This is a genomic window from Stutzerimonas zhaodongensis (assembly GCF_003696365.1).
In the GTDB taxonomy this organism is placed as follows: domain Bacteria; phylum Pseudomonadota; class Gammaproteobacteria; order Pseudomonadales; family Pseudomonadaceae; genus Stutzerimonas; species Stutzerimonas zhaodongensis.
Map to the genome: position 1 here is coordinate 1,527,924 of NZ_RFFM01000001.1, position 14,901 is coordinate 1,542,824.

The 14,901-nt window shown below is 60.8% G+C and carries 15 protein-coding genes; 13 read left to right on the forward strand and 2 right to left on the reverse strand.

Annotated elements, in window-relative coordinates; genetic code table 11:
• The first annotated feature begins 34 nt into the window (after window positions 1–34).
• From EA797_RS06965 to EA797_RS07005, 9 genes are all read left to right on the forward strand, one after another.
• Complete coding sequence (locus EA797_RS06965; protein WP_122164387.1) at window positions 35–919, forward strand: MIP/aquaporin family protein; 885 nt, start codon at window positions 35–37, stop codon at window positions 917–919.
• 12 nt (window positions 920–931) lie between these two features.
• Window positions 932–2,443, forward strand: a complete 1,512-nt coding sequence (gene glpK / locus EA797_RS06970; RefSeq protein ID WP_122164388.1) for a glycerol kinase GlpK — start codon at window positions 932–934, stop codon at window positions 2,441–2,443.
• A 144-nt stretch (window positions 2,444–2,587) separates the two neighbouring features.
• Window positions 2,588–3,346 (forward strand): DeoR/GlpR family transcriptional regulator, encoded by a 759-nt coding sequence (locus EA797_RS06975; RefSeq protein ID WP_122164389.1) that lies wholly within the window; start codon window positions 2,588–2,590, stop codon window positions 3,344–3,346.
• Between the two features lie 444 nt (window positions 3,347–3,790).
• Window positions 3,791–5,359: a glycerol-3-phosphate dehydrogenase gene (glpD, locus tag EA797_RS06980; RefSeq protein ID WP_122164390.1), complete on the forward strand. Its 1,569-nt coding sequence runs from the start codon at window positions 3,791–3,793 to the stop codon at window positions 5,357–5,359.
• 154 nt (window positions 5,360–5,513) lie between these two features.
• On the forward strand, window positions 5,514–6,062 hold the full coding sequence (locus tag EA797_RS06985) for a hypothetical protein (protein ID WP_122164391.1): 549 nt from the start codon (window positions 5,514–5,516) through the stop codon (window positions 6,060–6,062).
• Between the two features lie 111 nt (window positions 6,063–6,173).
• Window positions 6,174–7,337, forward strand: a complete 1,164-nt coding sequence (locus EA797_RS06990; protein ID WP_122164392.1) for a Na/Pi symporter — start codon at window positions 6,174–6,176, stop codon at window positions 7,335–7,337.
• A 19-nt stretch (window positions 7,338–7,356) separates the two neighbouring features.
• Complete coding sequence (locus EA797_RS06995; RefSeq protein ID WP_122164393.1) at window positions 7,357–7,584, forward strand: hypothetical protein; 228 nt, start codon at window positions 7,357–7,359, stop codon at window positions 7,582–7,584.
• A gap of 53 nt (window positions 7,585–7,637) precedes the next feature.
• The gene (locus tag EA797_RS07000) at window positions 7,638–8,606 is read left to right on the forward strand and encodes a PstS family phosphate ABC transporter substrate-binding protein (protein WP_122164394.1); all 969 of its coding nucleotides are present in this window, start codon (window positions 7,638–7,640) and stop codon (window positions 8,604–8,606) included.
• Window positions 8,607–8,785: 179 nt separating this feature from the next.
• Entirely contained in the window at window positions 8,786–9,067 is a 282-nt protein-coding gene (locus tag EA797_RS07005; RefSeq protein ID WP_122164395.1) for a peptidylprolyl isomerase, read from the forward strand.
• 118 nt (window positions 9,068–9,185) lie between these two features.
• On the opposite strand, the gene EA797_RS07010 is transcribed toward EA797_RS07005, so the two are convergent.
• Window positions 9,186–10,781, reverse strand: coding sequence for a methyl-accepting chemotaxis protein (locus EA797_RS07010; protein WP_122164396.1), 1,596 nt, complete (start codon window positions 10,779–10,781; stop codon window positions 9,186–9,188).
• Window positions 10,782–11,074: 293 nt separating this feature from the next.
• Here EA797_RS07010 and EA797_RS07015 point away from each other — a divergent pair, with 293 nt between their 5' ends.
• Window positions 11,075–11,446 (forward strand): SpoIIAA family protein, encoded by a 372-nt coding sequence (locus tag EA797_RS07015; protein WP_122164397.1) that lies wholly within the window; start codon window positions 11,075–11,077, stop codon window positions 11,444–11,446.
• A 9-nt stretch (window positions 11,447–11,455) separates the two neighbouring features.
• Here the strand turns inward: EA797_RS07015 and EA797_RS07020 are convergent, their stop codons facing one another.
• Entirely contained in the window at window positions 11,456–12,355 is a 900-nt protein-coding gene (locus EA797_RS07020) for a CAP domain-containing protein (RefSeq protein WP_122164398.1), read from the reverse strand.
• Window positions 12,356–12,523: 168 nt separating this feature from the next.
• Here EA797_RS07020 and EA797_RS07025 point away from each other — a divergent pair, with 168 nt between their 5' ends.
• From EA797_RS07025 to EA797_RS07035, 3 genes are all read left to right on the forward strand, one after another.
• The gene (locus EA797_RS07025; RefSeq protein WP_122164399.1) at window positions 12,524–13,258 is read left to right on the forward strand and encodes a sulfite exporter TauE/SafE family protein; all 735 of its coding nucleotides are present in this window, start codon (window positions 12,524–12,526) and stop codon (window positions 13,256–13,258) included.
• A 20-nt stretch (window positions 13,259–13,278) separates the two neighbouring features.
• On the forward strand, window positions 13,279–13,470 hold the full coding sequence (locus EA797_RS21785) for a small membrane protein YohP (protein ID WP_167468775.1): 192 nt from the start codon (window positions 13,279–13,281) through the stop codon (window positions 13,468–13,470).
• A gap of 130 nt (window positions 13,471–13,600) precedes the next feature.
• A complete protein-coding gene (locus tag EA797_RS07035; RefSeq protein WP_167468776.1) occupies window positions 13,601–14,887 on the forward strand; it encodes a mechanosensitive ion channel family protein in 1,287 nt (428 codons plus the stop codon).
• The last annotated feature ends 14 nt before the right edge of the window (window positions 14,888–14,901 follow it).

The following is a 14,901-nucleotide window of genomic DNA, read 5'->3' on the forward strand; positions in this document are numbered from 1 at the left end:
TCATAAAAACAACAGCTCCATAGAGAGGTCGCGCATGAGTATCCCGTCCACCCCGACGCTACGGGGGCAATGCATTGCTGAATTTCTTGGTACCGCCCTTCTGATCTTCTTCGGTACAGGCTGCGTAGCCGCGATGAAGCTCGGCGGCGCTGACCTAGGTCTTTGGGAGATAAGTATTATTTGGGGAATCGGCGTCAGCATGGGGGTCTATCTCGCCGCTGGCGTCTCGGGGGCGCACCTCAACCCGGCTGTGTCCATCGCGCTCTGGCTGTTCGGTACCTTCGAACGTAATAAAGTCCCCGCCTACATCCTCGCTCAGACTGCTGGCGCCTTCTGCGCGGCTGCGTTGGTTTATGGACTTTACAGCAGCCTGTTTTTCGATTTCGAACACGCCGAGCAGATGACTCGCGGCAGCGTCGCAAGCCTCGAGCTGGCGTCGGTCTTTTCGACTTACCCTCACGCTTCGCTGTCGATAGGCCAGGCGTTTCTGGTGGAAGTGGTGATTACCGCTATTCTGCTGGGGATGATCATGGCGCTGACCGACGACGGTAACGGCCTGCCACGCGGGCCGCTTGCGCCCTTGCTGATCGGACTGCTGATCGCTGTCATTGGCGGCGCAATGGGGCCATTGACCGGCTTCGCCATGAACCCGGCTCGGGACTTCGGACCGAAGCTGATGACCTTCTTCGCGGGCTGGGGAGAGGTCGCCTTCACCGGCGGACGCGATATCCCCTATTTTCTGGTCCCACTGATCGCGCCAGTAATCGGCGCCTGTCTTGGAGCGGCTGGCTACAAGGCGCTGATCTGCAAGCACCTGCCGGGCATCGGCGGAGCCTGTGATCTGCCGGCCAATACAGAAGAGAAGGCTGAGAGCGCCGCCTTCAGCAAAAACGATGTCACTGCCCCTGAAGCTCGTTAAGGAATCGACACCATGAGCACCGAGAACAACAAGCAATTCATCGTCGCCCTCGATCAGGGCACCACCAGCTCCCGCGCCATCGTGCTGGACCGCAACGCCAATGTGGTAACTATCGCCCAGCGCGAATTTGCACAGATCTATCCGCAGCCGAGCTGGGTCGAACATGACCCCATGGAAATCTGGGCAACCCAGAGTGGCGTGTTCGTCGAAGCCCTGGCCCAGGCCGGCATCACCAACGAACAGGTGGCGGCAATCGGCATCACCAACCAGCGCGAGACCACCATCGTCTGGGACAAGAACACTGGCCGGCCGATCTACAACGCCATCGTCTGGCAGAGCCGCCAGAGTACCGCAATCTGCGATCAGCTCAAGCGCGACGGGATGGAAGATCACATCCGCAAGACCACCGGCCTGGTCATCGACCCCTACTTCTCGGGCACCAAGATCAAGTGGATTCTTGATCATGTCGAAGGCAGCCGCGAGCGTGCCCGTCGTGGCGAGCTGCTATTCGGAACCGTCGACTGCTGGCTGATCTGGAAGATGACTCAGGGCAAAGCCCACGTCACCGATTACACCAACGCCTCGCGCACCATGTTGTTCGATATTCACAAGCTTGACTGGGACCCGGTCATGCTCGAGGCGCTGGACATCCCGCGCGAGATGCTGCCGGACGTTCGTTCGTCATCCGAAGTCTATGGCCACGCCTACCTGGGCTCTGGCCAGAGCACCGGCATCCCGATCGCAGGCATCGCCGGTGATCAGCAAGCTGCGCTATTCGGGCAGATGTGCGTCGAGCCGGGCCAGGCCAAGAACACCTACGGCACCGGCTGCTTCCTGCTGATGAACACCGGGACCAAGGCGGTTCAGTCGCAGCATGGCATGCTGACCACCATCGCTTGTGGCCCCAAAGGTGAGGTGAATTACGCACTGGAAGGCGCCATCTTCAACGGCGGGTCGACCGTACAGTGGCTGCGTGACGAGCTGAAAGTGATCAATGACTCCCTGGATTCGGAGTACTTCGCGACCAAGGTCAAGGACAGTAACGGCGTCTATCTGGTCCCGGCGTTCACCGGTCTCGGCGCACCCTATTGGGACCCGCGGGCCCGCGGCGCTCTGTTCGGCCTGACCCGTGGTGTGAAGGTCGATCACATCATCCGCGCAGCACTGGAATCCATCGCTTACCAGACCCGCGACGTACTCGACGCCATGCAACAGGATGCCGGTGAGCGCCTGCGCTCTCTGCGGGTAGACGGCGGCGCCGTGGCCAACAACTTCCTTATGCAGTTCCAGGCCGACCTGCTCGGCACTCAGGTCGAACGTCCGGAAATGAAGGAAACCACGGCACTGGGCGCCGCCTATCTGGCGGGCCTGGCCACCGGTTTCTGGAGCAGCCTGGAAGAGTTGCGCAGCAAGGCCACCATCGAGCGCATCTTCGAACCGGCGTGCGACGATGCGCAGCGCCAAGCGCTCTATAAAGGGTGGCAGAAGGCGGTAGGCCGCACCCGCGATTGGGAAGAGGAATAACCACCTCTACCCACATCTTGCTAGAACTGGCGCCCGGCCCGGATCTGATCCGCGCCGGGCGCTTTCACTTGCGAACGAACAATTCTTTAATCGAGGGCCAGACTGCGGCATCCTTCTCGGCATATCGAATAAGAAGGAAGCCCCATGACTCTGGCACCACGACAGCAGAGCATTCTCGAACTGGTACGTGAACGCGGCTACGTCAGCATTGAAGAGCTGGCGCAGCAGTTCGCGGTAACGCCACAGACCATCCGCCGTGACATCAACCAGCTGGGCGAAGCTGGCCTGCTGCGCCGCTATCACGGCGGTGCAGCACACGATTCCAGCGTACAGAACACCGCCTACACCCAGCGCGCCCGGCAGATGCGCGATGAGAAACGCCGCATTGCCGATGCCATGGCGCAGCACATTCCCGATCAAGCGTCCCTGTTCATCAATATCGGTACTACCACCGAGGCCATCGCCCACGCCCTGCTCAATCACCGTGATCTCAAGATCATCACCAACAACCTGCACGTGGCGAGCATTCTCAGCCCCAAAGAAGATTTCGACGTGCTGATCGCCGGCGGTAACGTCCGCAGCGACGGCGGCGTGGTTGGCCAGGCGACGGCAGATTTCATCAGTCAGTTTAAAGTCGACTATGCGCTGATCGGCATCAGCGGCATCGATGAGGACGGCACCCTTCTGGACTTCGACTATCAGGAAGTACGCGTCTCGCAAGCGATCATCAACAACGCTCGCCAGGTTTTCCTCGCCGCCGACTCAAGCAAGTTCGGGCGGAATGCGATGACCCGCCTGGGCTCGCTGGAGCAGATCGACATGCTGTTTACCGAAGCCCAGCCACCGGAAGCCTTTCTTGAACTGCTCACCCGCCACAAAGTGAAGCTCGAAGTCACGGGCTGAAGCGTTCGTTTCGGTGATCATGTGCGAACTGCAAGCAATCTCGATCCCACGCGGCTGCACAATGAGCCTGATGCGCACCAGCGCTTACTCTCCAGTTGCGGCGACCGCCCCTGACTCTCTAGGGGCGGTACTGGTGGGCTGAAGTCCACCCTGCTCAAGCGGTTGAAGCGTTCGTTTTGGTGATCGTCAGCCCGCTGCAAGCCCAACATAACCCGCACTCCGTGAACCATGCGCCAGACAGCCCATTGATGCAGTAGGGTGGCTTTAGCCCACCAATAGCATTTCCATCATTTTTCTCGGCCACACTCATGGCCCGTGCTCGGTGACCGGCAGTATCCCAACACCGGGTTAATCACCAATTAGCAGTTCGTATCGGTTCGATTATTTTCTTTTGATATAAAAAATGAACATCTGCTCTAGAGGCATGTTCGCTTCTGCGCTAGGATGTTCATATTCGAAAATCAATGTTCGTTCTTGAGGAGAGCACCTGTGACTGAGCCCGTCTCCGAGCTGTACGACCTCGCCGTCATTGGCGGCGGCATCAATGGTGTAGGCATCGCTGCAGATGCAGCCGGACGAGGCCTGTCGGTGTTCCTCTGCGAGCGCGACGACCTGGCGAGCCACACCTCATCAGCCAGCAGCAAGCTTATCCACGGGGGCTTGCGCTACCTGGAGCATTACGAGTTCCGTCTGGTGCGTGAAGCGCTGGCCGAGCGTGAAGTGTTGCTGGCCAAAGCGCCGCATATCGTCAAGCCGATGCGCTTCGTGCTGCCGCATCGCCCGCACCTGCGTCCGGCCTGGATGATCCGTGCCGGCCTGTTCCTTTATGACAACCTGGGCAAGCGAGAAAAACTGCCTGCATCGCGCGGCCTGCGTTTCGGTGACGACAGCCCGCTGAAGCCAATCATCAAACACGGCTTCGAATACTCCGATTGCTGGGTCGATGACGCGCGGCTGGTCGTGCTCAATGCCATGGCTGCTCGCGAAAAGGGCGCCCACATCCACACCCGCACTCAATGCCTGAGCGCCAAGCGCGCCGGCGGCATCTGGCATTTGGAATTGCAGCGGCAGGATGGCAGCCGTTTTTCGCTTCGCGCCAAAGCACTGGTCAACGCAGCGGGGCCGTGGGTGGCACAGTTCATTGGTGAAAACCTGCAGCAGCGCTCGCCTTACGGTATCCGCCTGATTCAGGGCAGCCACATCATCGTGCCCAAGCTGTACGAGGGTGAGCAGGCTTACATCATGCAGAACGAGGATCGGCGGATCGTCTTCGCCATCCCCTACCTCGACCGCTACACCATGATCGGCACCACTGACCGTGAATATCACGGTGATCCGGCCACGGTGAGCATCAGTGAGGAAGAAATCGCCTATGTCCTCGGTGTCGCCAATACTCATTTCCGCAAGCAGTTGGAGCCCAAGGACATCATCCATACCTTCGCAGGCGTTCGCCCGCTTTGCGATGACGAGTCCGATAATCCCTCGGCGGTGACTCGTGATTACACCCTTTCGCTGTCCGCCGACGAGAAGCAGGCCCCCCTGCTCTCGGTTTTCGGCGGCAAGCTGACGACTTATCGCAAGCTGGCTGAATCGGCCATGGCTCAGCTCAAGCCGTTTTTCCCAGCCATGGGACAGAGCTGGACGGCGAAAGAACCTCTGCCAGGTGGAGAAGGCATGAGCACGGCGCAAGCGCTTACCGAAGAGCTGATTTCCAAGATCAAAGGCGTAAATCGTCCTCTGGCCAAACGCTGGGCGACGCTTTACGGCAACCGCGTCTGGCAGATGCTCGGCGATGCTCGTTCTGTCGAGACCCTGGGCGAAGATCTCGGCCAGCAGCTCTATGCGCAAGAGGTCGAATACCTGCGCCGTGAAGAGTGGGCGAGCGAGGTAGACGACATCATTTGGCGCAGAACCAAGCTTGGCCTGGCATTCAGTGAGGCCGAGAAGGACCGGCTGCAAAGCTACCTGCAAGCGCAGCCGGTCGTGCAGCTCAGGCCTAGCAGCGCCGCGTGACCCTGTGAGCGCCTGCGATCGCAGGCGCTTGATGCGCGAGCAACTAGATGGTGATGCACGGGTCAAATTGGTGTAACGCCTGACACGGCGTTCCGCTCACTTTTCCGCCGTGCCCTGGCATCGGTCCGCAACCCGCTCAAGGGGTGCCGTCGCCATGAGTCATTCGCTATCCACTGCTGCGCTCGGCATCTCGGCCCTGGCTCTCGGCTTTACGCTGTGGCAGGGCTGGACACTCATCGAGCACAACCGCCTTTCCGTGCGCCCGCATGTCATCAGCACGCCCTATATCGAAGGGCCCGGCGCGCGCAATGGCCTCTACATCGTTAACCTTGGGCTGGGGCCTGCGCTTCTCACCAATGTGAGCATCAGCTTCGATGGCACTGCCTACGACCTGAGCACCGATTTCTGGGAGGAAGCGCTGGCGGCCATCGGTATCGAACCGGGCTGTTTCTCCCGCTCGTGGCTGCCCATGGGCGCCGCGATACTGGTCGATCAGGAAATCGCACTGCTTGCCATGCGGGACGTCAGCGTGCCGCTTTGCCTGCATGAAAGCCTGAAGCTGCTGACGGAGCACCGTATCGAGGTCGCGATGGAGTATGGATCGCTGTACGGCGAGCAGCTTTCGATGACGCAGGGGTTCGAACTCGATTCCCCTCGCCAGGATTACGCGCGAGCGCTGCGCAAGCTCACCGACCCGCGGTGAATCCGGCGCAGTCAGCTGACTGCCGTCCGTCGCTGGTTGCCGTTCCGGTCACGAAGTTTTCACAACAGGCGCCCACCGTCGAGCCATTGAGACGCTCACGGGAGTTGGCGAATGACCACGAACACCGGTGCCCTGGCGGGTAAATCCTCAACGCCAATGACCAGCCAATGGCTGTCCTGGCTAATGGTCGTCACACTGATCTATCTCCTGCTGGCGGCTGTTGGCGCCATCGGCGATGGCTTCAAGGCCGCCACAGGTGACAACGCCAAAGAGCTGTTCGCCTTCGCCACCAATCCGTTCGTAGGCCTGATGATCGGGTTGGCGGCTACCGCGCTGATTCAGAGCTCCAGTACCGTGACGTCGATCATCGTCGGCATGGTCGCAGGCGGCCTGCCGATTCCGATCGCGATACCACTGATCATGGGGGCGAACATCGGTACGTCGCTGACCAGCACCATCGTCAGCCTGGGGCATATCCGCAGCGGCGAGGAATTTCATCGCGCGTTCGCCGCAGCAACTGTGCACGACGCTTTCAACATCACCGCTGTGACCATCCTGCTGCCGCTGGAGCTGCTGTTCCATCCACTGCAGCGGCTTTCTGAAGCCTTTGCCGGCCTGCTGGTGCACGACAGTGTCGATGTTGACATGAAGAGCATGAACTTCATGTCCACCCTGCTCTCTCCCGCCACGGACCTGCTGGAGGCCAGCGTGGCCTGGCTGCCTAACAAGGTGTGGGCAGGCATTGCGCTAATCATCATCGGCGTGGGCCTGATCCTGTTCGTGGTTCAGGCCATCGGCAAGGTGCTACGCAAGGTGATGGTGGGCCGCGCCAAGGACATCATGCACGCCAGCGTCGGCCGTGGCCCGGTTTCGGGAATTGCTTCGGGGGCGATCATCACGGTGCTGGTGCAATCGTCATCGACTACGACCGCGCTGATCGTGCCGCTGGCCGGCACGGGCGTGTTCACGCTCAAGCAGGTCTACCCCTTCACCCTGGGAACCAACATCGGCACCTGCGTCACGGCATTGCTGGCCGCCACCGCCATCTCCGGGCCGACGGCGGAGCTGGCCATGCAGATCGCCCTGGTCCACCTGCTGTTCAATCTGTTCGGTATCACCATCATCTACGTGCTGCCGTTCTTGCGCGGCATCCCGCCGACCATTGCCAACTTTCTGGCCGACATGGCGCAGCGCAGCAAGCTGTACGTCGGCGCCTACATTGGTGGGGTGTTCTTCGGCCTGCCACTGCTGTTGATCGGCGGAAGCCAACTCTGACATAGCCTGGAGCTCCCTCATGCAGAACGAACGCCGCATCCAGACCGAGAACCGCATCCGCGAACTGCGTGAATCGCTGAACGAGCTGGAAGCGCAGCTCGAGCGAATCGACGCGCAGGAGCAACAGGCGCAGCACCGGGAAATTGACCGCCTGGACGACTACATCAACGCCGTGGATACACGTTTCAACAGCCTGCAGCTGTTCTGGAACTCGCTGAAAGTGGAATGGCTGAAAACCAAACCCTGAGCACAGCCACTGAGCCCAGCCCTGAGCACGCCCCCGAGAAATAGGAACAGCGCATGTCAGTCATACCCGGTCCGCGTCTGCTGGCGAGCCTCGTGCTCATCCTGCCCATCAGCCTGATTGCTCCCGTCTGGGCCGATGCACCTGCGTCCGAAGGGTTATTGATCGATGGCTCCAGCACTGTCTATCCGCTGTCCCGCGAGGCCCTTCGACGCTTTCAGCGCGACCGGCCCGGCCTGGCCATAGACGTGCAGTTTTCCGGAACCACTGGCGGTTTCCGCCGCTTCTGCGCAGGCGAAACGGACATCAACGATGCGTCACGAGAGATCAATGCCGAGGAGCAGGCAAGTTGCAAGGACAGCGGTGTCAGTTATCGCCAGATCCCCATCGCCATGGATTCGATCGCCGTGGTGGTCCACCCGAGCAATCGCTGGGCGGACGACATCACGGTGGAGGAGCTGAAGCGCTTATGGACGCCAGATGCAGAAGGACGCATCACCCATTGGAAGCACATCCGCGAGAGCTGGCCGGATCGACCGGTGAAGCTTTTCGGTCGGGGAGAGAACTCCGGCACATACGACGTATTCACCCAGGAAATCGTCGGGACAACCCACCGCAGCCGTAAGGATTACGAGGCCAGCGAGGATGAAGAACACCTCGCCGCAGGCATCGCAGCTGAACCCGACGCGCTGGGATTCTTCGGTATCGGCGCTTATCACAGGCATTGGGACGAGCTGAAACTGCTCGCCGTGGATAACGGCAATGGGCCGGTCTACCCAACGCTCGCCACTGTCGGGGAGGGCCTTTACAAGCCGTTGACCCGCCCGCTGTTTCTCTACATCAACGAGCAGAGCCTGCAAGGCAAGGCGATCACCCGCGCATTCGTGCAGCACTATTTGGAAGGCTTGCCAAACTGGATTCATTTCACCGGTTATATGCCGCTCAGGGCCGAGGACTACAGACGTAGCCTGGCAGCCCTGAAGCAAAAACCGGAGTCGGAACTGGCTGCCGAGCGCGATCAATAAAGCAGGAGTGACGCACTGCTCGGTCGATTGGTGCATGCGGATGATCGCTGCGCACCGCGTCGGCAGCGGCTGGCGCAACGCCGAACACGAACAAACACCGCCGCGCGCATGGCAGCGGCGTTTGAATGAAGGCCCGATTGCGGTAGGCTCAGCGACTTCTCAAGACGGAGTAACACCCCATGGCCCGAGCCACTGCCCGCCACATCCTGGTTCCCACTGAAGAAAAGTGCAACGAGCTGAAAGCTGCCATCCAAGGCGGCGCTGATTTCGCTCAGGTTGCCAAGGACAATTCCACTTGCCCGTCCAGCCGCCAGGGCGGCGATCTGGGCTCTTTCGGCCCCGGTCAGATGGTCAAGGAATTCGACACCGTCGTGTTCAGCGCTCCGCTCAACGAAGTGCAAGGCCCGGTGAAGACCCAGTTCGGCTACCACCTGCTGGAAGTGACCAGCCGTCAGGACTGATCATTCCGCTCCCCGCACCTCGCGTGCGGGGCTCGCGTGCCCGGGATTGTCCCAAAGGCCACTCCTGCATTCCTTGAACCTGCTGCTCAGTCCACCTCCCCGCGTCCGCCTGATCTGATCACGCCTCCAACCGGAAACGCCCCGTCAGCGCCTTGAGGCCGTTCATGCTCTGCATGATGGTATTGCCCGATGCAGCCGTATCATGGGTCGCACCCGCTGCCTGATCGGCGACCTGAGCGATGCGCGTAAGCGACTGATTCATGTCTTCTGCGACCTGAGACTGCTCCTCGGCAGCAGTCGCAATCTGATTGGTCATGCCGCGAATGGTCTGCACCGCCCCTACGATCTGGCCCAAAGCGTGCTGGGCCGCCTCGATCTGCGTGAGGGTTTCGTTGCTGCTATGGCGGGACGCGTCCATCGCGTCGCCGGCGCGGGCAGCCTGACTCTGCAAACGTTCGACCAGCACGCTGACTTCCTTGGCTGAACTCTGGGTACGGCTGGCAAGGCTGCGAACCTCGTCGGCCACGACTGCGAAGCCGCGACCCTGCTCACCCGCGCGCGCTGCCTCGATGGCCGCGTTTAGCGCCAACAGGTTGGTTTGCTCGGCGATGCCACTGATCACGTTGAGCACCGTACCGATCTCGCGACTGTCCTGTACCAACTGCTGCATGACATCGGACAGGCCATCGACATGGCCGCTGAGGGTACGGATGGCACCGACGGAGGCATTCATCACGGCACTGCCGGCGTTGGTCTCCTGCTCGGCAATATCGGCAGCGTTCGCGGCTTCAACGGTGCTGCGCGCCACCTCCTGCGAAGTTGCGAGCATTTCATTCATGGCGGTTGCCACCTGATCGATCTCGGCCTGCTGTGCTTCGACATTGCGTGCGCTGTCACCTGCCAGATTGGCCATGCGCACGCACTGATCGTCGGCATCGTCAGCGGCCTGCCGCACTCCGCGGATCATCTCGCCGACCTGAACCAGCAAGCGGTTGTAGGCCAGCGTGATCATGCCCATCTCGTCATCTGCATGGCGCACCTGCAGCGGCGCGGAGAAATCCCCCTGGCTGACACGCTCCAGCCGCCCGCGCAGCTCGTCGACCTGCATCATCAGCCAGTTCATGCCCGCGATACGGCCAAGAATGACCAGCAGCAATATGCAGAAGGTCGAACCGAGGGCTACCCACAGCTGCTGCGAAGCGCTGCGATTGGCTTCAGCGGAGATCAGCGAAACCACCTCGTTGGAAGCGGCAAGAATGTCATTGGCGTCAGCAGCCACCGCCTTCAGGTCAGCGTTCTGACCCGCAGCCAGAGCGAGTACCGCAGGACGGTAGCGCTGCCAGATCTGATCCACGCGCTGCAGATGCGGCTGGGCGCTGGCCAGCTCTACCGGAGCGATACCCAGGCTGCGGTCACCATTGAGCAGCAGACGGTGCGACTGCTCGAAACGGGCAATCGTCTTGTCAACCTCGGCCGGACCACCGATGCCCTCTGCGGCCAACAGCGCCTCTTTGATCATCTTCTGGCTGAGCATCCGCTGCGCACCGGCCATGTCGAGCTGGCTGGCATCTTTGGCAGACATGAACAACACGCCGGCAGTCAGCGCTGCGCAGAGGAAGATCAGGCTGTAGGAAAAGAAGAATTGCATGTTGATGGTGCGCAAACCCAGCCCACGCAAGAGGGACTGTATGACGTTCGCCAAGGTGCTGGTCATGGTGATATCCAACGACAGGGAAGAAAGCGTTGCCTTATCGAAGGCGCCGCACTTGACCCTCTTCTCGGCCGAATGACGGACAACTTTATACCGTTCGTCATGACCATAAAAACCAGTAACGGCGCGGCTTACAGCCGTTTCCAAGCATTCAGAAGCGGGCTTGCAAGGTATTGATCCAGATCAAGGGACGGTGTCTGAATGTCAGCTTTTTTACAGCCTGAACAGGCCGCCACGACTATGGTCAGGTAACGGTAGCGCTATTCGCTTACCCGAAACCAATCGAGGGACCTGTCATGTTCCATGTATCTCGAATCGGCGACAAACGCATCGATGTGGACTTCTCCGGCAAGCTCGACAGCAACGAGATGCGCTTCGCGCTCGATGAGCTGATGAGAAAATCCGAAGGCATCAGCCATGGGCAGATGCTGTTTCGCATAGGTGATTTCGATCTGCCGACGCTGGGCGCAGTCGGTGTGGAGCTATCGCGGATGCCGCAGCTGTTTCGCTTCATACGCCGCTTCGATCGTTGCGCTGTGGTCTGCGCGAAGGAATGGGTACGCAAGGCCAGCGAAATCGAAGGCGCCTTGATTCCAGGGCTGTCGATCAAGGGGTTCGACGAGCATCAGGGCACCGAGGCGCACAACTGGTTGGAAGCGACGCTGTAGCCGTTACCTTCAACGCGGTGTGCCAAATACCTGCGTCCAGTAGCTGCTGGCGGCGCTTTGCGGGTTGGTCGCGTAGGCCGCGCCCATCTCGGTGAAGTCCGGGTTCATGATGTTCTTGCAGTGGCCCGGGCTCGCGAGCCAGCCGGCCATGACCTGTTCTGCCGAGCCCTGCCCCGCCGCGATGTTTTCGCCGATCCGCTGCCAGCTGTAGCCGGCACGGCTGGCTCGGTCGCTGACCTGGCTCCCGTCCCGCCCCTGATGGCTGAAGTAGTCCTTATCGGCCATGTCCTTGCTATGGGCGAGAGCGGTTTTGCCTAGCTCCGCGTTCCAGCTCAGCGCGGGTGCTTTCCCGAACGACTCCTTACCGCAGGTGCGCGGTTTTGCCCGCACATCGTTGACCCGCTTCAATATGTCCCGGCCGACCTGCTGCCAGTCACCCAGGTCGGGGGAAAGCAGTGGTTTGGCCAGCAGCACCTGCCAGGTATTCCCGTCCCGGGACACACCAATCTCAGCATATTCATGGCTACGCAGCGGCTCGCAATAGCGCTGCTTCAGTGCTTGCATGGCGCTTTGCGCATTGCCGGGACCCGAGACAGATATGGCCTGCAATTTTGCCGGTCGATAACCGGATGATTGCAGCGCCTCTTGCAGCTGTTGACCACTGGTCGCAGGGGGCAACGCCAGTGCGTCATTGGGTGCCAGAGGCCCGACGGAGCTGGCTTCGCCGTTGCCGCAAGCTTGCGAGGTCTCGCGAAATTCGTTGATCAGGTTCTCCAACGACGCAGGCTCCTGAGCCTTCACCTGAACCGTCACTGTCATCGTGACAGCCAGCAGCGCGGCGGTGGTCAGCCGCAATGGCTGAGCGCTCTTGGTCAAAGCCGCAGCATGGGTCGGGTTGAAAGCGTTCATGGGTCACCATTCAGTTGCGGTTAGTCATGCTGACCACGTTGCGCTGCAAGTGATCCCCCTTGATCCGGAGCCGACCCAAGCCGAAGGGCCGCCTGACTGCTACCAGCAGCAAAGATGCGATGATGCGTGTCGAAGCCGAACCCCAGACTCTTCACGCCCATCATCGACATGACGCTATCCGACTTTCTGCTGTTCGCCCTCCCGGCGATTTTTCTCACGGGCCTTTCCAAAGGCGGTTTCGGTGGCGCCTTGGGCGGCATCGCCGTGCCCCTGCTGGCATTGGCAATTTCCCCGAAACAGGCTGCTGCGGTGATGCTGCCGATCCTCTGCCTGGCTGATGTCGTTGGGCTCAAGGCCTACATCGGCCGTTGGGACGTGGCGAACCTGAAGGTGATGATGCCGGGCGCGCTGATTGGTATCGCACTGGGCTCGCTGACGTTCGGCATGTTGGACGAACGCATGATCGGCCTGATGATGGGCGTCATTGCGGTGGGCTTCGTGCTGCTGGGGCTGATCTTTCGCAATGATAAACCCCGCCCCCTGCAACAAGGTCGCGGCACCCTGCTTTCGTCCATCGCCGGGTTTACCAGCTTCGTGGCCCACGCAGGCGGGCCACCGATCATGATGCACCTGCTGCCACAACAATTGGACAAGCTGCGCTACGTGGCCACCATCAACCTGTTTTTCCTGATGACAAACGCCATCAAGCTGATCCCTTATGCGGCGCTCGGCCAGTTCAACCAGGAGAACCTGTTGCTCAGCCTCACGCTGGCACCGGTGGTGCCCTTCGGGGTGTGGGCCGGGCTATGGCTGCACAAGCGCATCGATCACACCTGGTTCTACCGGATTGCCCGCCTGGGTATGTTCTTCGCCGGCCTGCAGCTGATTTTCAAGAACCTCTGAGCTGCCCTCTCGATTGCCCGGTGGACCTGCGGCAAAGCCATGCGCAGGCCCGCCTGTACATTTCGCTGAACGATCCAGAGCCTCCTCAGTCCGATTTAATGAACCCACTGCAAGGAGTCATCCTCATGCTGAAGTTTCTGGGCAGCACTATTGGCATCATTTTTCTGATCGGTCTGCTGGTCGTGATTGGTTTGTTCGCGCTGATCTTCTGAGCCGGACAACTGCGCAACCGTGACCGCTCGATAAGCACAGCCGCTTGTTGGACAGTTTCATCGTCAGGCCGCCATCACCATGGCGGCCTGTTCGTTTCCGCAAGGCCCGTTCATTGAAATCATGCCCACCATGATCGCCCGACTTGTGCATATTTCCCCCCTCGCCTGGCGACCCGTCGCGCTGCTCGTTCTGCTGTGCGTAGCGTTCATGCCCAGCCTGGACGTGTCTGCACAGGAAGGTGTCGCCACGGTACGCCTGGATGGCCGGGCGCTGTTTCGTATCGGCCCGACCGAAGAGCTCGAGGCCCGACCGCGAGCACGGCAGATCGAACGGCAGCTGGCGGCAGTGCTGGAAACGCCTCAGGGCATTACCCGCGCACGTATTACCCCGGCCGAAACCGAGGGTGGCGGGCTGCAGATCAGCGTAGCCGGGAGGCCGTTACTGCTCGTGGCTCCAGCGGACGCTGAAGCCAACGGCCAACCCATCGACCGGCTCGCTCGCGAGTGGGCCGCCGTGATCGATCAGGCCCTGGTAACCGCGGTGAAACGTCGGGAATCCGACCGCGGACGATTCGTCACCTCTGTGCAATCGAGCGTGGAAACAGCGTTTGCACGGCTGCTCGAATCAGCCATCAACATCATCCCGCGCATACTTGCCGCCCTGCTGGTCCTGCTGCTGTTCTGGGGGATGGCCACCGCAGTGCGCGCCTTGATGAGAAAGCTCGTCAGCCGACTGGCGAACGACCTGACCGTTGAAAACCTGGTGCGCCAGGTGAGCTACTACGCCGTCTGGCTGATCGGTCTTATCGTTGCCGCCAGTGCCTTCGGCCTGGAACCCGGAACGCTGGCAACCGGTCTTGGCCTGACCAGCCTGGCGCTCGGCTTCGCTCTGAAAGACATCCTTTCCAACTTCGTCAGCGGCTTGCTGATCCTGACCCTGCGGCCTTTTCAGCTGGGCGACCAGATCATCATCGGTGAGACCGAGGGCAGTGTGGAGCGCATCGAGCTCCGGGCCACGCAGATCCGCACCTACGATGGCCGCCGCGTACTGGTCCCCAACGCCGAGACCTTCACTTCCCGGGTCACCAACAACACGGCCGCGCCGGTCCGACGCGGCAAGGTGGTCTGCACCCTGGGTTATGGCATCGACATCGAAGCGACCAGCCGCCTGATGCGCGACGCGGCCCAGCGCACCAGCGGAGTGCTCAGCACGCCGGAAGCCTCGGTAAGGCTCGCCGACCTGGGCGAAACGCATCTGGTGTTCGATGTTCAGTTCTGGTGCGATTCACGCCGCTCGGATTTTGTCGCCACCGCCTCGGAGGTTCGCAAAAGCCTCGTTGCCGCGCTGCGTGCAGCGCAGATCGCACTGCCAGATCAGGCACGTCAGAATGTGGTGCTGCACACGCCACACACCTGAGTTGTCGCCGGGCA